The 22,824-nt window shown below is 64.1% G+C and carries 18 protein-coding genes; 15 read left to right on the top strand and 3 right to left on the bottom strand.

Annotated features, from left to right (window positions below; all coding sequences use genetic code 11):
- The 3 genes from ACESL9_RS10885 to ACESL9_RS10875 form a co-directional block, all read right to left on the bottom strand.
- Positions 1-1,536 (bottom strand): cation:proton antiporter (locus tag ACESL9_RS10885; protein ID WP_372674821.1); only part of this gene is annotated, 1,536 nt, incomplete at its 3' end.
- Positions 1,537-1,666: 130 nt separating this feature from the next.
- The gene (locus tag ACESL9_RS10880; RefSeq protein ID WP_372612352.1) at positions 1,667-4,888 is read right to left on the bottom strand and encodes an efflux RND transporter permease subunit; all 3,222 of its coding nucleotides are present in this window, start codon (positions 4,886-4,888) and stop codon (positions 1,667-1,669) included.
- Position 4,889: 1 nt separating this feature from the next.
- Entirely contained in the window at positions 4,890-5,894 is a 1,005-nt protein-coding gene (locus ACESL9_RS10875; protein WP_372612350.1) for an efflux RND transporter periplasmic adaptor subunit, read from the bottom strand.
- A gap of 278 nt (positions 5,895-6,172) precedes the next feature.
- Between ACESL9_RS10875 and maiA the strand changes: the two genes are divergently transcribed.
- The 15 genes from maiA to ACESL9_RS10800 all read left to right on the top strand — a co-directional run.
- A complete protein-coding gene (gene maiA / locus ACESL9_RS10870; protein WP_372612348.1) occupies positions 6,173-6,820 on the top strand; it encodes a maleylacetoacetate isomerase in 648 nt (215 codons plus the stop codon).
- Positions 6,821-6,884: 64 nt separating this feature from the next.
- Positions 6,885-7,922 carry a TRAP transporter substrate-binding protein gene (locus tag ACESL9_RS10865; RefSeq protein WP_372612346.1) on the top strand — a complete coding sequence of 346 codons (1,038 nt, stop codon included), beginning with the start codon at positions 6,885-6,887 and terminating at the stop codon, positions 7,920-7,922.
- Between the two features lie 54 nt (positions 7,923-7,976).
- Positions 7,977-9,011, top strand: a complete 1,035-nt coding sequence (locus tag ACESL9_RS10860; RefSeq protein WP_372612344.1) for a TRAP transporter substrate-binding protein — start codon at positions 7,977-7,979, stop codon at positions 9,009-9,011.
- A gap of 89 nt (positions 9,012-9,100) precedes the next feature.
- Positions 9,101-9,682, top strand: a complete 582-nt coding sequence (locus tag ACESL9_RS10855; protein WP_372612342.1) for a TRAP transporter small permease — start codon at positions 9,101-9,103, stop codon at positions 9,680-9,682.
- Positions 9,679-11,001 (top strand): TRAP transporter large permease, encoded by a 1,323-nt coding sequence (locus ACESL9_RS10850; RefSeq protein ID WP_372612340.1) that lies wholly within the window; start codon positions 9,679-9,681, stop codon positions 10,999-11,001. Before ACESL9_RS10855 ends, ACESL9_RS10850 begins: the two co-directional genes overlap by 4 nt.
- A 143-nt stretch (positions 11,002-11,144) precedes the next feature.
- Positions 11,145-12,464 (top strand): FAD/NAD(P)-binding oxidoreductase, encoded by a 1,320-nt coding sequence (locus ACESL9_RS10845; RefSeq protein ID WP_372612338.1) that lies wholly within the window; start codon positions 11,145-11,147, stop codon positions 12,462-12,464.
- 11 nt (positions 12,465-12,475) lie between these two features.
- The gene (locus ACESL9_RS10840; RefSeq protein WP_372612336.1) at positions 12,476-12,835 is read left to right on the top strand and encodes a DUF5368 domain-containing protein; all 360 of its coding nucleotides are present in this window, start codon (positions 12,476-12,478) and stop codon (positions 12,833-12,835) included.
- Between the two features lie 19 nt (positions 12,836-12,854).
- Entirely contained in the window at positions 12,855-13,835 is a 981-nt protein-coding gene (locus ACESL9_RS10835; protein WP_372612334.1) for an SLAC1 anion channel family protein, read from the top strand.
- A gap of 60 nt (positions 13,836-13,895) precedes the next feature.
- Entirely contained in the window at positions 13,896-14,957 is a 1,062-nt protein-coding gene (locus tag ACESL9_RS10830) for a dipeptidase (protein WP_372612332.1), read from the top strand.
- Positions 14,958-15,025: 68 nt separating this feature from the next.
- Positions 15,026-16,207, top strand: a complete 1,182-nt coding sequence (locus tag ACESL9_RS10825; protein ID WP_372612330.1) for an amidohydrolase family protein — start codon at positions 15,026-15,028, stop codon at positions 16,205-16,207.
- A 252-nt stretch (positions 16,208-16,459) separates the two neighbouring features.
- The gene (locus ACESL9_RS10820; protein WP_372612364.1) at positions 16,460-17,284 is read left to right on the top strand and encodes an FAD binding domain-containing protein; all 825 of its coding nucleotides are present in this window, start codon (positions 16,460-16,462) and stop codon (positions 17,282-17,284) included.
- Complete coding sequence (locus tag ACESL9_RS10815) at positions 17,277-20,015, top strand: molybdopterin-dependent oxidoreductase (protein WP_372674819.1); 2,739 nt, start codon at positions 17,277-17,279, stop codon at positions 20,013-20,015. The genes ACESL9_RS10820 and ACESL9_RS10815 overlap by 8 nt, the downstream gene beginning before the upstream one ends.
- Positions 20,008-21,486: a 6-hydroxynicotinate reductase gene (locus tag ACESL9_RS10810; protein WP_372674818.1), complete on the top strand. Its 1,479-nt coding sequence runs from the start codon at positions 20,008-20,010 to the stop codon at positions 21,484-21,486. Before ACESL9_RS10815 ends, ACESL9_RS10810 begins: the two co-directional genes overlap by 8 nt.
- Positions 21,483-22,328, top strand: coding sequence for a UPF0280 family protein (locus tag ACESL9_RS10805; RefSeq protein ID WP_372612324.1), 846 nt, complete (start codon positions 21,483-21,485; stop codon positions 22,326-22,328). Before ACESL9_RS10810 ends, ACESL9_RS10805 begins: the two co-directional genes overlap by 4 nt.
- On the top strand, positions 22,321-22,824 hold a 504-nt coding region (locus tag ACESL9_RS10800), incomplete at its 3' end, for an amino acid synthesis family protein (protein ID WP_372674817.1). The genes ACESL9_RS10805 and ACESL9_RS10800, both read left to right, overlap by 8 nt.

Genomic DNA, 22,824 nt, shown 5'->3' with positions numbered 1-22,824 from the left:
GCGGAAGCCGGTGGCACGGGTCAACTGGATCAGCGTGGTGCGCGTGTCCTCGTGGCTCAGACCGGTCGGGTGGATCGGAACGGTCGAGACGATCCATTCGGCATCCGATAGCGGCAGATCGTTGATGAATTCGGGATCGGTGGCGTCGCCGAATTCGGTCTCGAGCCCCATCTCGCGCCAGCGCCGCACCGCCTGCGGATTGAAATCCACCCCCAGCACGGGGATGCCGCGTTTTTGCAGGCGCATGCCGATCGCGGTGCCGAAGCGGCCCAGCCCGAAAATGATCACCTTGAAAGTGTCGTGCTGGTGTGCCCCGGCCTCGGAGGGTTCGCGTGGCGTGCCCTTGCGTTCGAAAATGCCGAGCATTGGCTCGAACAGCGCGTAAAGCCAGTGCGAATAGGTGATCATGTAGGTCGAGGCCGCGATGGTCACGAGGCCGACCATGGTGACGAGGCCGAGCGCGTCGTCCTCAACGTGGCCGAGCGACACGCCCATGGCAACGAAGATCAGGGAGAACTCGCTGATCTGCGCCACGGTGAGACCGGCGAGAAAGCCGGTGCGCTTGCGATAGCCCAAAGCGCCCATGATGACCAGGACAATGAGCGGGTTTCCGATCAGCACGAAGAGCGAGAAGATGACGGCGCCGGTCACATGCGCACCCAGAAGCGACAGGTCGAGCGCCGAGCCGAGCGCGATGAAGAAGAACAACAGCAGGAAGTCGCGCAGGGGCGCGAGGCGCGCGGCGATGGTTTCGCGATAGGGTGTCGAGGCGAGCGCGATGCCCGCCAGCAGGCCGCCCACCTCCTTGCCGAGGCCCACGATGTCGCCGATTGCCGCGAACATGGCGGCCATGGCGATGGCGAAGATGACCAGAAGTTCCGGTGCACGCGCAAGACGGTCTGTCAGCGGGTTGGCGACGTAACGCACGAACAGGATGACAAGCCCCACCATTGCGACGCCCGACACAAGCACCGAAAGCACCGATCCGCCCCCATGGCCGTCGGCCCCGGCACCGATCCCGATGGCCGAGAGCACGATCATCGCCAGCACCACGACAAGATCCTGCACAATCAGGAAACCCAGCGCGATCTGCCCGTGCAGGCTGTCGATTTCGCGTTTGTCCGACAGCAGCTTCACGATGATGATGGTCGAGGAGAAGGTCAGCGCCACAGCGACATAGAGGCTGGTGACATGACCGAGCCCGAGCGAGAGCCCGATCAGGTAGCCGAAGATCGACGTGAAGGCGACCTGACCGAGCCCGGTCAGGAGCGATACCGCCCCGAGCGAACGGATGAGCTTCACGTCGAGCTTGATCCCGACGAGAAACAGTAGCACCGCGATGCCAAGCTGCGAGAGCAGGCTTATCTGCTCGTCCGAGTGCACGACATCGAGTGCCGAGGGGCCGGCAATCAGCCCGACCGCGATGAAACTGACAATCAGGGGCTGCCGCAGGATGATCCCGAGAAAGCCGATCACGGCGGCCATGACCAGAAGCGCCGCGATTTCGGCGAAGGGGGAATGGGTGATCAATTCCATCGATCAGTAAGCCCCTGCAATTAACCATGGTCGATCAACCACCCATCGTGTTCGAAGGGTTGGCCCAACCCAATTACCAGCCTGGCCTGTCCTCGACAAACAGATCAATGTGTGGCGCCATCGGTTTCCCTCAATCCTTGAACACGCGGTAGATCGCGGGGATGACGAGCACGGTGAGCAGGGTCGAACTGAGCAGCCCGAAGAGCAGCGAGATCGCGAGGCCCTGGAAGATCGGGTCGGGCAGGATCACCGCGGCGCCGATCATCGCGGCGATGGCGGTGAGCAGGATCGGCTTGAACCGGATCGCGCCCGCCGCGAGCAGCGTTTCGATTAGCGGCGTGTCGGGGCCGCCTTCGTGGCGGATGAAATCGACCAGCAGGATCGAGTTGCGCACGATAATCCCCGCCAGCGCGATGAAGCCGATCATCGAGGTGGCCGAGAACGGCGCCCCGAAGAGCCAGTGCCCGGCCATGATGCCGAGAAACGTGAGCGGGATCGGTGTGAGGATCACCAGCGGCAGGCGAAAGCTGCCGAATTGTGCGACGACAAGGATATAGATGCCCAGGAGCGCCACCGCGAAGGCCGCGCCCATGTCGCGGAAGGTGATCCATGTCACCTCCCATTCCCCGTCCCAGAGCAGGGTCACGGCGCGGTCGTCCTCGGGCTGGCCGTTGAGGCGGATCGCGGGTTTGGTGCCCTCGTCCCAGTCCATCGCGTCGAGCGCGTCGGAAACGGCGAGCATGCCATAGAGCGGCGCCTCGAAATCGCCGGCAAGCTCGGCCATGACCATTTCGGCATAGCGCCCGTTGTGGCGGAAGATCGGGTGCGAGGCGCGTTCCTCGCGGATCTCGATCACGTCGCCCAGTTCGACGACGCCGCGCGCGCCGGGCAGGACATTGGCCGGGATCGGGGTGGAAAGGAAACGCTCGTCGAGCACGCGGTCGGACTTGTCGCGCGCGACCTGGATCGGGATCGGGCGGCGGCCGTCCTCGCGGTGCGAATAACCCACGGTCATGCCGCCGTTGAGGATGGCGAGCGTATCGAACACGTCCTGTTCCTGAACCTGGTGGAATTCGAGCTGGTCGCTCGAGATCGTGGCCCGCATCCGGCGCGGCTGCACGCCGAAGCTGTCATCGACATCGACGATGAAGGGCACGGCATCGAACGCGTCGCGCACCTTGCCTGCCACTTCGCGCCGGGTCTCGGCATCGGGGCCGTATATCTCGGCCAGAAGCGTGGCGATTACCGGTGGGCCGGGGGGCGGCTCGACTGTCTTGAGAGTGGTGCCCTCGGGCAGGTCGAGCGCGAGGATACGCTCGCGGATTTCCAGCGCGATGTCGTGGCTGGAGCGGTCGCGGTGGTGCTTGGCCGCAAGGTTGATCTGCACGTCGCCCATCTGGGGCTGGTCGCGCAGGTAGTAGTGCCGCACCAGCCCGTTGAAGTTGAACGGCGCCGCAGCGCCCGCGTGGGTCTGTGCCGAGATCACCTCGGGCAGGTCCAGAACGGCGGTGGCAACGTCTTGTGCCACGGCGTCGGTTGCCTCGACCGAGGCACCTTCGGGCAGGTCGATCACCACCGAGAGCTCGGACTTGTTGTCGAAGGGCAGCAGCTTGACGGTGACATCCTTGGTATAGAGCAGGCCCAGCGAACCGAAGGAGGCGGCCGCGGTCAACAGCAGGAAGGCCAGCGCGCCGCTGCGGGTCTTGAGGATCGGCTTGGCGACGACGGTGTAGATGCGACCGAGAATGCCGCCATGGTGGCCACCGTGGGGATCGTCGCCGGCATGGGCGGACATATCGGCAGAGCCTGCGAATTTCACCATGAGCCACGGCGTGATCATCACCGCGACGAAGAAGGAAAAGATCATCGCCGCCGAGGCATTGGCCGGAATCGGCGACATGTAGGGACCCATCAGCCCCGAGACGAAGAGCATCGGCAGCAAGGCCGCGACCACGGTAAGCGTGGCGACGATGGTGGGATTGCCCACCTCGGCCACGGCGCGGATCGCCTTTTCGACGCGGGTCGCCTTGTCCCTCATGGCCCAGTGGCGAGCGATGTTCTCGATCACGACGATGGCGTCATCGACGAGGATCCCGATCGAGAAGATCAGCGCGAAAAGCGACACGCGGTTGAGCGTGTAGCCCATGATCCAGGCCGAGAAGAGGGTGAGCAGGATGGTGACGGGAATCACCACCGCGACCACGATACTCTCGCGCCACCCGATGGCGAGAAGCACGAGGAACACGATCGAGACGGTGGCAAGGCCAAGGTGGAAAAGCAGTTCATTGGCCTTTTCGTTGGCCGTCTCGCCATAGTCGCGGGTGATGTCGAGGTGCATCGTCGAGGGGATGAGATCGGCTTCCAGCATCTCGACGCGGTCGAGAATGTCCTGGGCCACGTTCACGGCGTTGGCGCCCGCGCGCTTGGCGATGGCCAGTGTAACGGCGGGGGTGCGATGGATATTGCCGTCGGCGTCCTTGATGACATTGGACACCAGCTTGTCCGAGGTGTCGGGCACATAGGAGATGTCGGCCACGTCGCGGACATAGACCGGGCGGTCGTCGCGGGACGTCAGAAGCAGGTTGCCGATCTCGGCGGGTGCGCGCAGGGTCTGGCCCGCGACAAGCGCGATCTGTTCGCCCTCATCGCGGATCGACCCGGTCGAAAATGCCTTGTTCGCCATTTCCACCTTGCCGGCGAGCTGTTGCAGGGTCACGCCATAGAGGGCGAGGCGTTCGGGGTCGGGGGCGATGCGGATCGCCTCGGGGCTGTCGCCGACAAGATAGGTCAGCCCGACATTGTCGGACTTGGCCAGTTCGACCTGCAATTCACGGGCGATGCGGGTGATGTCATTGGCGTTGACCCCGGTTTCGCCGGGTTTCGCCGACAGCGTCAGCGCAACGATGGCCACGTCGTCGATACCGCGCCCAACGATCAGCGGTTCGTCGATGCCCACGGGGATGCGGTCCATGTTGGCGCGGATCTTGTCATGCACCCGCAGGATCGCCGCATCCGACGGGGTGCCGACGAGAAAGCGCGCCGTGACCATGGCGTAATCGTCCATCGACTGGGAATAGACATGCTCGACGCCGTTGATACCCTGCACGATGGTCTCCATCGGCTCGGTCACGAGTTTGACCGCGTCCTCGGCGCGCAGGCCCGGGGCCTCTATGTGGATATCGACCAGAGGCACGGAGATTTGTGGCTCTTCCTCGCGCGGCAGCGAGACGAGTGCGACCAGGCCCACGGCCAGCGCGGCCAGTATCATCAGCGGGGTGAGGGGCGAGCGGATGAAGGCGCGGGTCAGGCCCCCGGCGATGCCGAGTGGTTTGCTTTCAGGTCGATCGCTCATTTCAGTGGCCCTCGCTGGGGGTGTAGGTGACCGCTGTCGAGGGAATGACGGTTTCGCCCGCCATGAGACCCGAGAGCACTTCGACCATGTCCACACCATCGATCAGGTGATGCTGGCCCGGGACGATGGCGCGCAGTGCCGGGCCATCGTCCTTTCGCACCGTGACGAAATCGAGGCCCATGCGGGTGGAAACCAGTTCGGCAGGGATCAGCAGGGCGCGGGTTTCGCCCACCGGAAGCCGCACGAGCACGCGGGCATCGACATAGCGCGCATCCATGCCCTCGACCTCGACATCGGCGATGACGCGGCCATTCTCGATCTGGGGATAGACCTTGGCAAGGCGTCCGGTGCGGGTCTCGTCGACGTCACCGATCTGGATGTCGGCGCCCTCTTCGAGGAAGGCTGCGTGGCGTTCCGGCACGGCAAGACGCAGGAAGAATCCGCCGCCGCCGATCGTGGCAACCGCTTCGCCGGCCATGACCACCGAGCCCTGGGTGACGGGAACGTCGAGCACCCGGCCCGAGATCGGTGCGATCACGGCCCCTTCTGCTTCCTGCTGCGCGATGACGCGTTTTTCGGCCTCGGTCGACTCGATCTGGTTGGTCAGAACGTCAACCTGGGTGCGCAGGGCGTCGAGCCTTTGCGCGGTGGTGACGCCGCGGGCAAGCAGGTCTTCGCCGCGGGTGAGTTCGGTCTGGGCGTTCTCGAGTTGAGAGCGGAGCACGTCGATCTGGGCCTCGACCGACTCGAGTTGCAAGTCAAGCTTGGCGTCGTCGATGGTGCCGATCTGCTGACCTTCTGTCACCGGGGACCCTTCGGTGACCTCGATCTCGACCAGGGTGCCGCCGAGCCGCGCGCGGGCCGGGACGTTGTCGCGCGCCTCGACCTTGCCGAACACGGCCTTCCATTCGGTGATCTTGGTCTCACGGACCGTGTGTTCGGTCTCTGCCGTGGCCAGAGCGGGGAGAATGAGCGCCAGAACGGAGGCGAGAAGGGTCATGCGCATGAGATCGATCCCTGAAATTGAGCGTGCCGGAGAACATATGCGAATTTCATTATGTATTGCAACCCCAGCCTTGAATTGCTTGACCGACCGGTCGGTTTTTGGTTATGCCATTTGGTGGCAGCCCATTTGACGATACATGCGTGCGGGACTTCAAGCACGTTGTAAATCGCATGCGTTTACAAGTTACAATGAAAACGCTATGCATGCTTACTACATTTCGCTGCCTTGGGGGGCTGTTGCGGGTTGCGGAGCGGGCAGCGAGAAGGGGAGGGCGTCACATGCTTAAATTTCATGGGTATTTTCGAAGCTCGTCATCCTATCGGTGTCGGATTGCGTTCAATCTCAAGGGAATCGAGTATGAATTTCGGCCCGTTCACCTGAAAAGCGGGATGCAAAAGGGCGATGCGTTCCGCCAGCTCAATCCGCAAATGCTCGTGCCGGCGCTGGAAACCGATGAAGGTGCGACGCTCATCCAGTCGCTGGCGATCATCGAGTGGCTGGACGAGACATATCCCGATCCGCCGATCATGTCGCGAGACCCTTTCACCCGGGCGCAGGAGAGAGGTTTTGCGCAGGTGATCGCCTGCGAGATTCATCCGCTTCAGAACTTGCGAGTGCTGAATTACCTGACAGCGGATCTGGGCGCGAGCGAGGACCAGAAGAATGCATGGCTGGCGCGGTGGCTGGGCGATGGGCTGGCGGCGTGCGAGGAATTGTTGCAGCAACAGGCGGGTGACACGCGGTTTTGTTTTGGTGATACACCCGGATTGGCCGATATATGCCTTGTGCCGCAGGTCTTTTCAGCCGAACGTTTCGATGTCGATATAAGCGGGCTGTCGCGTGTGCGAGAGATTTACGAGAACTGTACCGCGTTGCCGGAATTCGAGCGCGCGCATCCGAGGAACCAGCCGGATTTCGAAGCCTGACCGCAACACGCCGGGCCGGGGAGGGCCGGGCGAAGCGATACCAAGCTCAGAGGGAGGAGCCAAGATGAACTTCATGAAAGGTTTGACGCGCGGGGCGATGGCCGCCGCGATGATCGCGGGAAGTGCGCTCGCCGTCCAGGCGCAGGAGGTGACGCTCAAACTGCACCAGTTTCTGCCACCGCAGGCTAATGTTCCGAAACTGATACTCGATGTCTGGGCCGACAAGGTCGAGGCGGATTCGGACGGGCGGATCAAGATCGACCGGTTCCCGGCCATGGCGCTGGGGGGCAAGCCGCCTGAATTGATCGACCAGGCCATCGACGGGGTTGCCGATGTCGTCTGGGCGGTGAACGGGTTCACGCCAGGGCGGTTCCCGCGCACCGAGGTGTTCGAACTGCCGTTCATGGTGAGCGACGCGCGTGCGGCCTCGTCGGCCTATTGGCAGATGTTCGAGACGCACATGAAGGACACGGATTTCAAGGACGTCAAGATCCTGGGCACCTGGGTGCACGGGCCGGGGATGTTGCACACCAAGGAACCCGTCTCCGAACCGTCCGATCTCAACGGGATGAAGATCAGGGGCGGATCGCGGATGGTGAACCAGCTTCTGGAAATTCTCGGGGCGACCCCCGTCGGCATGCCCGTGACGGGTATTCCCGAGGGCCTTTCCAAGGGCGTTCTTGACGGGGCCACGATCCCCTGGGAAGTGACCACCGCACTGCGTGTGGCGGAGATGGTCGGGAACCATACGGAGTTCGACGGCCCTGCAATCTACAATCTGACCTTCGTTCTGGCGATGAACAAGGCGAAGTACGAAAGCCTTCCAGATGATCTGCGGGCGGTGATCGACGCCAACTCGGGTCTCGAGTTCTCGATCTTTGCCGGCGACGCGATGGAAAAGGCCGATGGACCGGCCCGCGAGGTCGCGGTGGATCGCGGCAACAACATCATCACGATAAGCGCCGAGGATGCGAAAGACTGGGAAGAGCTTGCCCGGCCGGTCTATGACGAATGGATCGCCGACGTCGAAGAAAAGGGTATCGACGGCCAGGCACTTATCGACGAGGCGCGCGCACTCATGAGTGATTATGAAGGCCAATAACCCGGCATTATAACAGGGCGACAATCAAGATCAGACGACAAGGGAGAGCTCGAAATGATCAAGAAACGCAGATTGCTTGGCCTCGCCGCCGGCACGGCCATGGCCCTTGGGCTTGGCGCGCCGGCGATGGCACAGGACGTGACGCTTACATTGCACCAGTTCCTGCCGGCCCAGGCCGCCGTGCCGAGCCAGATTCTCGATCCGTGGGCCGACAAGATCGAGGCTGAGAGCGACGGCCGGATCAAGATTGACCGCTATCCGTCGATGCAACTGGGTGGCAAGCCGCCCGAGCTCTACGACCAGGCGGTCGATGGTGTGGCGGATATCGTGTGGACGGTTGTGGGCTATACGCCGGGCCGCTTCCCCTCGACCGAGGTGTTCGAGTTGCCGTTCATCACCAACGGGGCAGAGGCGGCCAGCCGTGCCTATTGGGACATGTTCAACGAGCATATGAAGGATACCGAGTTCAAGGACGTGAAGGTTCTGGGCACGTGGGTTCACGGGCCGGGCCTGATCCATTCCAGCGAGCCGATCACGAATCCCGAAGACCTCAACGGCGTGAAGATCCGGGGCGGCTCGCGCGTGGTGAACCAGCTTCTGACGCAGCTGGGCGCAACGCCGGTCGGCATGCCGGTGCCGGCCGTGTCCGAAGCGTTGTCCAAGGGCGTCATCGACGCAACCACGATTCCGTGGGAGGTCACGTCGGCACTCAAGATTGCGGAATTGGTGGATAACCACACCGAATTCAGCGGCGGTGCACTTTACAACATCACCTTCGTCGTGGCGATGAACAAGGCGAAATACGAGAGCCTGCCTGATGATCTCAAGGCCGTGATCGACCAGAATTCGGGCGCCGAATTCTCGGCCATGGGCGGCCGCCTCATGGAAGAAGCCGATGCGCCCGCCCGCCAGATCGCTGTTGATCGGGGCAATAACATCATCACCCTCGACGAGGAGCAAACCGCGGTTTGGCGCGAGGCGGCCGAGCCGGTTTATGCCGCCTGGATCGAGAACATGGAGGAACTGGGAATCGATGGCCAGGCCAGGATTGATCAGGCCCGCGAACTGATGGAAAAATATAGCAAGTAGGCGTCGGCCGGACTGACGCGACGTGGCCGGGGCGGCAAGTCCACCCGGCCTGCAGGTCAGAGGTTTGACCAAGGTGAAAGGGGCCGATGATGCACCGTTTCATGAACGGGTTGGCACGTCTGATGGCGATTCTGGGTGGGATCGTGCTGACCGCGCTGGTTATTTTGACCTGCGTTTCGGTCCTCGGGCGCGGGATCAACACTTTCCTGCACTGGGAGCCGGTGGAGACCATCATGCCGGCCCTGTCGCGTTGGCTTCTGGATGCCGGTGTCGGGCCGGTCTGGGGCGACTACGAACTGGTTGAGGCCGGTGTCGCCTTTGCCATTTTCGCCTTCATTCCCTTGTGCCAGATCACGGCGGGCCATGCGACGGTGGACATCTTTACTGCCCGTTTGCCAAAGCGGGCCAACCGGGTGATCCAGATGGTCGTGGACATCGTGTTTGCCGCTGTTCTGATCCTGATTGCCTGGCGGCTTTCCGCGGGGATGGAATCGAAGATGCAGAATAACGAGACCACTTTCCTGCTTCAGTTTCCGATCTGGTGGTCCTATCTGGTCAGCCTGATTGGCGCGGTGGTGGCGGCGATCGTGGGCGTTTACATGGCCGTGGTGCGGATTGCCGAGTTGCTGACCATGCGTACCATAATTCCGGCCGCGGAGGTGGACCATTGACCAATCTCGAAATTGGCCTGACCTCGTTTCCGGTTCTTCTGTTGATGATCTTCTTGCGGGTGCCCATTGGCCTGGCAATGTTTCTTGTGGGGCTGTTCGGGCTCTATTTTGTCACCGGTGGCTGGAGCATGGCGCTGTCACGGCTCAAGACCGAGACCTATTCGACCTTTTCGAGCTATTCCCTGTCGATCGTGCCGATGTTCCTCCTGATGGGGCATTTCGCGACGCTGGGCGGCATGTCCACGGCGCTTTTCAAGGCCGCGGAATCCTGGCTGGGTCACAGGCGCGGCGGGGTGGCGATGGCCGCTGTCGGGGCCTGTGCCGGGTTCGGATCTATCTGCGGATCGTCCCTGGCCACCGCGGCCACGATGGGCCAGGTCGCCTTGCCCGAGCTGCGCCGCTATGGCTATTCCGGAGGTTTCAGCACCGCGACTCTGGCTGCGGGGGGAACGCTGGGCATTCTCATCCCGCCAAGCGTGATCCTTGTCATCTATGCGATCCTGACCGAGCAGAACATTGCCAAGCTATTCCTCGCGGCCCTGATCCCCGGCGTTCTGGCGGCGATCGGCTATATGATCACGATCTCGATCTATGTGCGCATCCATCCGGATGCCGCCGGGACGCGGGCGCCCATTCCCTATGCCGATCGGTTCCGGGCGCTCGCCGACGTGTGGCCGGTGCTTCTGGTGTTCCTGCTCGTGGTGGGGGGCATCTATCTTGGCTGGTTCACCCCGACCGAGGGCGCGGCAGTGGGCGCTGCAGGCACCGGGCTGATTGCACTGGTCAATCGGGGGTTGAATTTCAGGACCCTGATCGAGAGTTTCCTGGCCACGGGCCGGTCCACGGCAATGATCTTTTTCATCGTGCTGGGTGCCGCGTTCTATAACGGTTTCCTGGCGCTGACGCAGGTGCCGCAGGAACTGGCCAGCTATGTCACCAGCCTCGGTTACAGCCCCTGGGTTGTCCTGGCGATCATCCTGTCGCTTTACCTCGTCTTTGGCTGCGTCATGGACAGCCTCTCGATGATCCTGCTGACCGTGCCGATCTTCTTCCCGATCATCAGCCAGCTTGATTTCGGCCTGACCTTCGAGGAAACGGCGATCTGGTTCGGGATCATCGTTCTGATCGTGGTCGAGGTCGGGTTGATCACCCCGCCAGTGGGGATGAACCTGTTCGTCATCAACTCGATGGACCGCAGCACGCCCATGGTCGAAACCTACAAGGCGGTGATGTATTTCGTGACCTCGGATATCGTGCGGGTCATAATCCTCGTCGCCTTCCCGTCGATCACGCTGTTCCTGCTGCGTGCTCTGCACTGAGCGTCTGGGGATACGCTTGAGGTCTGGATGTGATCCCGAATGCCATAAAAAGTGGCATTCGGGACGCATGATTGATCTATGTCAAAGATATCCGCCAGCTTCACATGCGAAAAAGTATATGTAAAAGCAGGAGAGAGACGCGCATGACATCGGATCAGACATTCATGTCGACGCGCCGCGGATTTCTGGGCCTCGCATCCGGTGCGGCCCTTTTGGCCGCAGGTGCCCGACCCGCCGCAGCACGCAAGGTGCAAACCAAAGCGAAAATCGTCATCCTGGGCGCAGGGGCCGCCGGGACGGCCTTGGCCAACCGCCTGGTCGAGCGACTTGACGGCGCCGAGATCACCCTTGTCGACGGGCGTGCCGAGCATTGGTACCAGCCCGGGTTCACGCTTATTGCCGCCGGGTTGAAGCCGGCGGGCTATTCTGTGAGCCAGACCGCCGAATGGTTGCCGAGCGAGGTGACGCTGGTGGCGGAATATGCCGCCGAAATCGACCCTGAGGCGCAGACCCTGACCACGGCGTCGGGCCAGTCGCTGGACTATGACTACCTGATCACGGCGCCGGGCCTCGTGCTCGATTGGGATGCGATCGAGGGGTTCAGCCTTGACCTCGTGGGCAAGGACGGAGTGGGGGCGGTCTATGCCGGGCCCGACTATGCCGCCGCGACATGGGCCGAGATGGACCGCTTTACCTCGACCGGGGGAAAGGCCGTGTTCTCGCGTCCTTCGACCGAGATGAAATGTGCGGGTGCGCCGCTGAAGTATACCTTCCTGACCGAGGATTATGCCAGCAAGAAGGGCAATCGCGACAAGATCGAGGTCGAATACTGGAACAATTCCGGGGCCCTTTTCGGCGTACCGATCGTGGCCGAAAAGGTCCGGATGCTGTTTGACCAGCGGGGCATCAGGACCGAGTTGAACAAGGTTCTGAAAAGCATAGACCCGGTCAAGAAGATCCTGACCTTCGAGGATGTCGATGGCATCGCGCAAGAGACGGATTACGACTTTACCAACGTGATCCCGCCGCAGCGCGCGCCGGACGTGATCCGCCAGTCGGGGCTGAGCTGGGAAAACCGGTGGGTCGATCAGGGCTGGGTCGAGGTCGATCAATACACGCTGCGCCACAACCGCTATCCCAACGTGTTCGCGGTGGGCGACGTTGCGGGGGTGCCCAAGGGCAAGACCGCGGCCAGCGTCAAATGGCAGGTGCCCGTGGTCGAGGATCACCTCGTTGCCCAGATCGCCGGCGATACCACGGATACGGCTTACAACGGCTATACCTCCTGTCCGCTGATCACTCGTGTCGGCAGCGCGATGCTGGTCGAGTTCGATTACAACAACGATCTGGTGCCGAGTTTCCCCGGCGTCATCGCGCCGCTGGAAGAGCTGTGGATCAGCTGGTTGATGAAGGAAGTGGCGCTCAAACCCACATATAACGCCATGCTGCGTGGCAAGGCGTAAGGAGTCGGACAATGGAAGAACTCACACTTGAGACCCTGATTGCGGTCTGGGAAGAGATGTTCGGTCGTGGCCTCTTTTGGGCGATGGTCGTTGTCGCGGTTCTGATCACGGTGGCCTATGTCTATGTCCTGATCCGCGATCGTTCGATGTCGATGCGCAAGTTCCTGTTGGCGCAACTGTCTATGCCGGTCGGGGCCGTGGTGGCGGTGCTCTTCGTGTGGAAGATGACCGATTCGGGTTTTGCCGATATCGGCGGGCCGATCGACGTGGTCGTCTTGCTGGGGGTGGCCGTCGCGGGGGCGATCGGTATTGCGATTCTGGTCTATACCGTGCAGGCCCTGATCAAGGGACCCGAAACCAGCGACAGCTGAACATGGGAAGGGCGACGGCATGACGGACGCGACGCAAACCGAAGCGCAGCCGGTAAATCGGCTCGAACATTACCCGGTGCCGCTTTTCGGCATGGTGATGGGCATGGCAGGGCTGACGCTGGCGATGCATGCGGGCGAGACGGTGTTCGGCATGGGATCGCAGATCTCGACAGGGCTTTACCTCTTCACCTTCGCATTGTTCGGGCTGATCGCGGCAGGCTATGCGGCCAAGGCCGCGATCCATCCCGGCGCGGTGGTGGCCGAGTGGAAGCACCCGGTGCGGCTTTCGTTCTTTCCGGCGATCTCGATCTCGCTGCTTCTTCTGGCGACGGCGACGATGCCGCGCAGCGAGGGCCTGGCCGAAGGGATGTGGCTTCTGGGCATGGTGCTTCAGTTCGTGCTGACCATCGCGGTGATATCGAACTGGATCGGCTCGCGCAGCTTTCAGCACGGGATGCTCAACCCGGCCTGGTTCATTCCGGCGGTCGGCAACGTGATCGTTCCCATCGCGGGCGTGCCGCTGGGCTATGTCGAGATCAGCTGGTATTTCATGTCCGTCGGCTTGATCTTCTGGCTGGTCCTTCTGACCCTGGTCATCAACCGATTGATTTTTCACGATCCCTTGCCCGGGCGCCTGCAGCCGACGCTGGTCATCCTGATCGCGCCGCCGGCGGTGGCCTTCGTGTCTTGGCTGCAACTGACCGGCGGGGTGGATGCCTTTGCGCGCATCCTGATCAACGGGGCCTATCTTTTCACCGTGATCGTTCTGGTGCAGTTGCCGCGCATCCTGCGGCTGGACTTCGCGCTGAGCTTCTGGGCGCTGAGCTTTCCCTTCGCCGCCGCGACGATTGCCAGTTTCCGCTTTGCCGCGGAGACGGGGTCGGAGGCGCATCGCCTGATCGGCGGGGTCCTGCTGATCGCGCTTTTCGTCGTGATTACGGGGCTCTTGTGGCAGACCATCCGCGCGGCGATGGCGGGCAGGATCTGCGTGCCGGAATAGCCATTGGCAGGGCGCGGTGCGCGCTCTAGTCTGCCCCGGCAAGCAACACATGGGGCAGACATGACCAGCGCGAAACCCGTGCCCGTTTTCGACGGGCACAATGACGTTCTCTTGAAATTGCGCGCGGCAGGCGGGCGGCCCGCGACACGGCTTTTCCGCGACGGGAGCGATTTTCACGTCGATCTGCCCAAGGCCCGCGCGGGGGGATTCGCGGGCGGGTTCTTTGCGATCTTCGTGCCGTCGGCCATGGATCTCGATCTGATGAAGGCCGAGATGGACAAGCCCGAATATGACCTGCCCCTGCCCGATCCGATCCCCCAGGAAGTGGCGCTGCCGGTGGTGATGGAGAAAGCTGCGATCCTGATGCAGCTCGAGGCGGAGGGCAGTCTTCGCATCTGCCGGAGCGCGGCGGATATCCGCGCCGCCATCGGCGCGGGCGAGATTGCGGCGGTGATGCATATCGAGGGGGCCGAGGCGATCGACCCGGATTTTCACGCGCTCGACGTGCTTCATGCCGCCGGCCTGCGCTCGCTGGGGCCGGTCTGGAGCCGGCCGACGATCTGGGGCGAGGGGGTGCCGTTTCGATACCCCTCGACCGGGGATGTTGGCCCGGGGCTGACCGGGGACGGCAAGCGGCTGGTTCGACGCTGTGATGCGATGGGGATCATGATCGACCTGAGCCACCTCAATGAAAAGGGGTTCTGGGATGTGGCGGGGATCAGTGAAAAGCCCCTGATTGCAACGCACTCAAACGCTCATGCGCTATGCCCGCAGGCGCGCAACCTGAGCGATGCGCAGTTGGACGCGGTGGCGCGCTCGGGCGGGATGGTGGGGCTCAATTTCGCCACCGGTTTCCTGCGTCGTGACGGGCAGATGCGCCCGGAGATGCCGATTGCGGTGATGCTGGAGCATCTCGACCACATGATCGCGCGGATGGGCGAGGATCATGTCGCGCTGGGATCGGATTTCGACGGGGCGGTGGTGCCCGAGGACATCGGATCGGTCGCCGGTCTGCCCGCGCTGATCGAAGCGATGCGTGCGCATGGCTATTCCGAGGCGCGAATCGAAAAGATCGCGCATGGCAACTGGTTGCGGGTGCTGGAAACCACCTGGGGCGGATGAGATGTAGCGGGCTTGACGGAATCACAAAAGCGTTTGCACACTAACGATAGCAGCAGGAGGGTGTGCAGATGGCCGACAAGCTTGTCATTCGGAATATCGGGTTGATCCTTTCGGGCAAGATGGAGGAACCGATCCTCGACGGGGATTGCGTGATTGCCGAAGATGGGATCATCAAAGCAATCGGGTATGAAAAAGACCTTAACTGCGAGCACGCGCAGACCGAGATCGACGCCCATGGGGTGACGATCGCGCCGGGCCTGATCGACAGCCACGTGCACCCGGTGGTGGGTGATTACACCCCGCGTCAACAGCAATTGCACTGGATCGATTCCACGCTGCATGGCGGTGTCACCACGCTCATCTCGGCGGGCGAGGTGCATATGCCGGGGCGGCCCAAGGATGTTGTCGGGCTCAAGGCGATGGCGATCGCGGCGCAACGCTGGTACGAGAATTTCCGCCCCTCGGGCATGAAGGTGATGGCCGGGGCGCCGGTGATCGAGCATGGCATGGTCGAGGAAGATTTCAAGGAAATGGCTGACGCGGGTGTGACTCTGCTGGGCGAGGTCGGACTCGGCACGGTCAAGGATGGCAAGACCGCCCGTCAAATGGTTGATTGGGCACGAAAATACGGCATTCAATCGACGATCCACACCGGCGGCCCGTCGATCCCCGGGTCGGGGCTCATCGACGCCGACATGGTGCTTGAAACCGGCACCGACGTGATCGGGCATATCAATGGTGGGCATTCGGCGCTGCCCGACGACCAGATCATCTGTCTGTGCGAAAGCTGTCGGGCGGGGCTTGAGATCGTGCATAACGGCAACGAGCGCGCGGCGCTTCTGACGCTCAACACCGCGCGGGAACTCAAGCAGATGGAGCGGCTTATCCTCGGCACCGATGGGCCGGCGGGATCGGGGGTGCAACCCCTTGGAATCCTTAGGATGGTGGCGATGTTGTCGAGCCTGGGCGACGTGCCGGCGGAGGTGGCGTTCTGCTTTGCCAATGGCAACACCGCGCGGCAGCGTGAACTGGACCAGGGGTTGATGGAGGTGGGGCGACCCGCCGATTTCGTCCTGATGGACCAGGCACAGCATGCACCGGGGAAAAATATCCTTGAATCCGTACAGCTTGGCAACCTTCCCGGGGTCGGGATGACGGTCATCGAAGGGGTGCCGCGCAGTGGGCGCAGCCGCAATACGCCGCCCGCGCAGAACCTGCCGGAAGTCACGAGAGGCGCGGCGCCCGCGTGAGCGCGCGGTAGGGTTAACGGCGGTCTTGCGCCGAGAATTCGGGGGGTGATCTTCGGCTGCGCTCCGGCTGCCATGCGTGCACCGCCGCGGTGCAGCATTTCCGGACCCGCAATTGATTAATCCGGCGTCCGCTGGTCGTTGCCCCATGAAAAAGGAGTCGAAAAATTTTGACTCGACTCGAATCGCGCGCATACCATTAGCACACGAACGATAATCACGATCGGTCCGACAGGGGGTCCGACGATGCAGCAGTTGGAGTATTTCGCGCCTAGCAATCTGGGCGAGGCGTTGGACATTCTCTCGCGTGGCGGTGTGCGACCGGTTGCGGGGGGAACGGATTTCTATCCGGGCTTGCCCGCGGGCGGCCCGCGCGAGAGCGTTCTGGATCTGACCCGGATCGCGGGGTTGCACGGGATCACGCGGCAGCACAAGGGATGGCGGATCGGAGCGGCGACGCGCTGGTCCGACGTGGTGCGGGCCGACCTGCCGCCGGCCTTTGACGGGTTGCGCGCGGCGGGGCGCGAGGTGGGGTCGATCCAGATCCAGAATGCGGGCACGGTGGCGGGCAATCTCGTCAATGCTTCGCCCGCGGCGGACGGGGTGCCGCCGTTGCTCACACTCGGGGCGGAGGTCGAGATCGCGAGCGCGCAGGGGCGGCGCGTGGTTCCGCTCGACCGGTTCATCACGGGGGTGCGGCAGGTCGATCTGGCGCCCGGCGAGATGGTCGTGGCGCTGCATCTGCCCGAGCCGCCCGAGGATGCGCGGGGCGCGTTTTCCAAGCTGGGCAGCCGGGCCTACCTGGTGATTTCCATCGTCATGGTGGCGGTGGTGATCGGGCGCGACGTGGCCGGCCGGATCGACCATGCGCGGGTGGCTGTCGGGGCCTGTTCGCCGGTGGCGCGGCGTTTGCCCGCGCTGGAGGCGGCGCTTCTGGGCACGCGCGGCGACGTGGCGGTGACGCCGGAGCATCTGGCGCCGCTTTCACCCATCGACGACGTGCGCGGCAGCGGGGCCTATCGGCTGGAATCGGTGGGTGAATTGATCGGACGGGCGGTGCGGGGGGCCTGTGATGGATAAGCGGGTAAGCGGAGAGACGATGTTTCGCCTCAACGGGCGCGATGTGCGGGTTGAGCCACGCGTGGGCGAGCGGTTGAGCGAGGCGCTGCGCGAGCGGCTGGGCGCGCGAGACGTGAAGGTTGGCTGCAATGCTGGCGATTGCGGGGCCTGCACGGTGCTGGTTGATGGCGCGCCGGTCTGTGCCTGCCTGATGCCCGCGCAACAGGCCGCGGGGGCCAAGGTCGAGACCTTGGCCGGACTGGTGGCGCATGAGCCGCTGGCCAGTGATCTGGCGCGGCGTTTCGAGGAGCAGGGCGCGGCGCAATGCGGGATCTGTACGCCGGGCATGATGGTCTCGGCGGTGGCGCTGTTACGCGAGTTGCCGGCGCCGAGCGAGGGTCAGGTGATGGATGCGCTGGCCGGGGTTCTGTGCCGCTGCACCGGCTATCGCAAGATCGTTGACGCGGTGATGGGCCGCGCGCCGGGTGCGGTGGCGGATGCCGAGGGCCATACCGGGGCGGCGATCGAAAAGCTGGACGGGCGCGCCAAGGTGACGGGCGCGGAGAGGTTCGGCGATGACGTGGCGCCGGTTGATGCGCTGGTCATCAAGGTGATCCGAAGCCCGCATCCCCATGCGCGGTTCACTTTCGGCGATCTCGAAGGGTTTGCTGTGCGCGAGGGGGTCGAGGCCATTTTGACGGCGAGCGATGTGCCGGGCGTGAACCTTTTCGGCACGATTCCGGGTTTCGTGGATCAGCCGGTTTTCGCGGAAGGCGTGGCGCGGTTTCGCGGCGAGGCGGTGGCGGCGGTGGTCGGCCGCGCCGACGTCATGGCGCGGTTCGATCCGGCGCGGTTCCCGGTGGAATGGGAGGTTCTGCCGGATGTGCAGGGCATGGCAGGCGCGATGGCGGATGGCGCGCCGCAGTTGCACCCGGAGCGCGCGGGCAACGTGATGTGCGGCGGTTTCGTGGCGCATGGCGATGTCGGGGCGGCGTTGGAACGGGCCGCTGTAGTGGCCGAGGGCGTGTTCGAGACCGGGTTCGTGGAACACGCCTATATCGAGCCCGAAGCTGGGTTCGCGCAGGTGGTGGATGGCCGGGTCGAGGTATATGCCTGCACCCAGGCGCCGGTGATGGATCTCGAAACGCTGAGCGAGGTGCTGGGCATGGAGCGCGCGCGCATCCGGGTGGTGCCGACGGCCACGGGCGGGGGGTTCGGCTCAAAGCTCGACGTGTCGGTGCAGCCCTATCTGGCGATTGCGGCACTGAAAACCGGGCAGCCGGTGCGGATCACCTATGAGCGCGGGGAATCGATGCAATCGACCACCAAGCGGCACCCGTCCCGGATGCACGTGCGGATCGGGGCCGATGCGGACGGGCGGATTTCGGGATTGGGCTTTGACGGGCTCTTCAACACCGGGGCCTATGCAAGCTGGGGGCCGACGGTGGCGAACCGGGTGCCGGTCCATGCCTCGGGGCCCTATGCGGTGGGCGATTACCGGGCCGAGGCGCAGGGCATCCACACCCATTGCCCGCCCTCGGGGGCGTTTCGCGGGTTTGGCGTGCCGCAGGCGGCGGTGGCCCAGGAGAGCCTCTTTGACGAGCTGGCCGACCGGCTGGGGATCGACAGGCTGGAGTTTCGTATGCGCAATGCCCTGACGAATGGCGTGCCCACGGTGTGTGGGCAGGTGTTCGCGCAGGGGGTGGGGATTCTTGCCTGTCTTGAGGCGCTGCGGCCCGCATGGGAGGCCGAGCGCGCCGAGGCGGCGCGGATCAACGCGGGCGATGGTCCGGTGCGGCGCGGCGTGGGCGTGGCGGCGGGCTGGTACGGCTGTGGCAATACCTCGCTGCCCAACCCCTCGACGATCAAGGCGGGGGTGCGGGCCGATGGGCGGATCATGCTGCACCAGGGCGCGGCGGATATCGGGCAGGGGTCCAACACGGTGATCGCGCAGATCTTTGCCACCGCGCTGGGTGTGCCGGTCTCAAGGCTCGACCTCGTGGGGGGTGACACGGACGTGACGCCGGATGCGGGCAAGACATCGGCCTCGCGCCAGACCTTTGTTTCGGGCAATGCCGCGCGTCTGGCCGGAGAGGCGCTGCGCGCGCAGATATTGCAGCGGGTCAATGCGGGTGAGGAAGCGCTGATCGTGCCGGGCGCGGATGCATTCGAGATACGGGAAGGCGCGGGTGTGCATCGCCTCGACCTCACCGCGCTTGAGCCGGACGCCGAGGGCTACGTGATGCGCGTGGCCGAGAGTTACGATCCGCCAACAAGGCCGCTGGACCAAAACGGGCAGGGCCATCCTTATGCGCAGTTCGGCTATGCCGCGCATCTGTGCGTGCTTGAGGTGGACACAAAGCTGGGCACTGTGAAGCCGGTGCGCTTTGTCGCCGCGCATGACGTGGGGCACGCGGTCAATCCGCTCCTGATCGAGGGGCAGGTCGAGGGTGGCATCGCGCAGGGGATGGGCATGGCGCTGATGGAGGAATACCTGCCGGGGCGGACCGAGAACCTGCATGATTACCTCATCCCGACGATCGGGGACATGCCGCCGGTCGAGACGCTGATCATCGAGGAGCCGGATGCGCATGGACCTTACGGGGCGAAGGGGCTGGGCGAGCATGTGCTCATTCCCACGGCGCCGGCGATATTGAACGCGATCCGCGATGCGACCGGCGTGCAGATGCGGCGGCTGCCGGTGACACCGGCGCGGCTCAGGGCGGCAATGGGGGTGGCTGGCCATGCGTGAGAAGCCGGAAAAGATCCGCTGCGACGCCTGCCCGGTGATGTGTTACATCGCCGATGGCAAGTCCGGGGCCTGTGACCGTTATGCCAATCATGCCGGCGAGCTGGTGCGGCTCGATCCGCTCACGGTGATCGAGGGCACCGCGGAGAAGCTCGTGCCGTTCCTCAAGACCGACGAGGCGGGGGATTGGGATGGCGACATCATCCAGGGGCATCGCCGGTTCGTCACCGCGGTGGGGGCGGGCACGACCTATCCCGATTACAAGCCCGCGCCCTTCATCGTGAGCCAGCAGGTCGAGGGTGTCGACATGGTGACGGTCGTTACCGAGGGCATCTTTTCCTATTGCGGGGCGAAGGTGAAGATCGACACCGACCGCCATATCGGTCATGAGCGCGACATCGTGCGCGTGGCGGGCGAGCCCGTCGGTCATGTGACGACCAGCGAATACGGCTCGAAGATGCTGAGCCTCGGCGGTGTCGAGCACCTCACCGGCGGGTCCAAGAAAGAGGGCCGCGTGACCTGTGACGCGCTGATGGCGCTTTGCAATCGCGAAGCGGTTGAGATGGTGATCGGCGAGGGCGATCATGCGGTGTTGCTTGTCGTGCAGGCCGGGCAGGCGCCGATCATCGACGGCGAGCAGGAACGGCTGATGCGGGTCGGCTGTGGCTCGGCCGCGATCGGCATGTTCGCCAAGCAATGGCACGAGATTGTGGACGAGGTGGTGGTGGTCGATGACCATATCACCGGCGTTCTGAGCGAGCACCAGGCCGGGCAGGTCCTGGGGGTGAAACCCACCGGCATCCGCATCAAGGGTCGCCGTTCGACACCGGGGCGCTATTTCCAGGTGGCCGAGCCGGGGCGCGGCTGGGGCGGGACGGATATCGACGATCCGCTGACCATCCTGGGCGAATGGAAGAAGGACGTGGCCTGGCCCGGGCTGCGGCTCTTCATGGTGTCGACCACGGGCGAGCAATGGGCCTATTTCGAGCTCGATGACAACCTGGTGCCACAGCCGGCAGAAGCACCGGAAGGGGTGCGCGCCAGTGCCGAGCGGATTGCCGAGAATTGCGAACCTTCAGTGGCCTCGGTGCTGTTCATGGGCGGTGCGGGCGGGAGCCTGCGCGCGGGCGTGACCGAGAATCCGGTGCGGCTTACCCGGTCGGTGCGCGCGGCGCTCACCTCGGTCAGTTGCGGCGGGGCCGAAGCCTATGTCTGGCCCGGGGGCGGGATCACGGTGATGGCGGATGTCATGGAAATGCCCACGAACTCCTTTGGATACGTGCCGACCCCGGCAATCGTCGCGCCGATCGAGTTCACCATGAGGGTGAGCGATTACGCCGACCTGGGTGGGCATGTCGAGGAAATCCGCCGGGTCGAGAACGTAATGACTGACGAGGTGCGCCGCGTCGGTCCCGGCCTGTCGGGGCATGATCCGATGGCGCGCGGGCATTACCGCTGGAGCGAGGAGTCATGAGTTTCACACGCGCGATTTTGCCGGGTGAGCGGCTGCATCTTCAGCATGGGCCGATCGACCTCATTATCGGCTGCGAGGGGGACCGGGCGCGGGGCTTTGACGCGGCCTGCGCGGCCTTCGACGGCGTGCTGGAGCGATTGGTCGAGGAGCTGGACCTGTTGCGCATGGACGGATGGGGAGCCAGCCCGCCGCCCGGTTCGGTCGCGGGGCCGGTGGCGCAAAGGATGGTCCGCGCGGTGGCGCGGCACAAGGGCTTCGTCACGCCGATGGCGGCGGTGGCCGGGTCCGTGGCCGATCATGTGCTGGCAGGGATGTGCATGCGGGCCGATCTGCGCCGGGCCTATGTGAACAACGGTGGTGATATCGCGCTCTGGCTGGAGGCAGGCGAGCGGTTCCGTGTCGCCATGGCCGGGACCGACGGGCAGATCGCGATCGGCGGTGGCGACGGGATTGGTGGCATCGCCACCTCGGGGCGCGGCGGGCGCAGCCTGTCGCTGGGCATTGCCGATGCGGTGACGGTGCTGGCGGCGGATGCGGCGTCGGCGGATGTGGCGGCGACGCTGATCGCGAACGCGGTCGATCTGCCGGGGCATGCCGCGATCCGGCGCGCCCCGGCCAGCGAGGTGCGGCCCGAAAGCGATCTGGGCGCGCGCGACGTGGTCGTGGAGGTCGGCGCGCTGGACCGGGAAGAGGTGGCGCAGGCGCTGGCGCGGGGTGCCGCGCTGGCCGATGCGATGCGCGACAAGGGGGTGATCCGCGGGGCCGCGCTTGCGCTGCGCGGCGAGATGCGGATTGTCGGTGCAGAGCGGTTTGTCGAGGTGAGGGAGGCGGCGGATGCCTGAAGTGAAGATACGCAAGACAGTGGAGAGCCTGGAGGAGATCTGGCACGAGGGGGGCGCGCGGGCCGATGCGCCCTATCGCCGGGCGTGGATCATGGCGGTGATCAAGAACCCGTTCGCAGGGCGGTATGAGCCGGACATCCAGCCCTTCATGGAAGATTTGAAGCCGCTCGGCCTCGACATGGCGGGGCGGCTTATCGCGATGCTGGGCGGGGCCGACAAGATCGAGGGTTATGGCAAGGGTGCGATCATCGGCGCGGGCGGCGAGATCGAGCATGGCGCGCTGTGGCACGCGCCGGGTGGTTACGCGATGCGCGAGTTGCTCGGTCGCGAGCGGTCGGCGGCGATCGTGCCCTCGACCAAGAAGGTGGGCGGTGTGGGTGCGAGGCTCGACGTGCCAGTGACGCATATCCGGGCCTCTTACGTGCGCAGCCATTTCGACAGTATCGAGGTGGGATGCAACGATGCGCCGCGCGCCGATGAAATGGCGCTGATCCTT

Source organism: Aquicoccus sp., assembly GCF_041686535.1.
In the GTDB taxonomy this organism is placed as follows: domain Bacteria; phylum Pseudomonadota; class Alphaproteobacteria; order Rhodobacterales; family Rhodobacteraceae; genus Aquicoccus.
The sequence above is the reverse complement of the archived record's forward strand: the minus strand, read 5'-3'. Positions and strand labels throughout refer to the sequence as shown.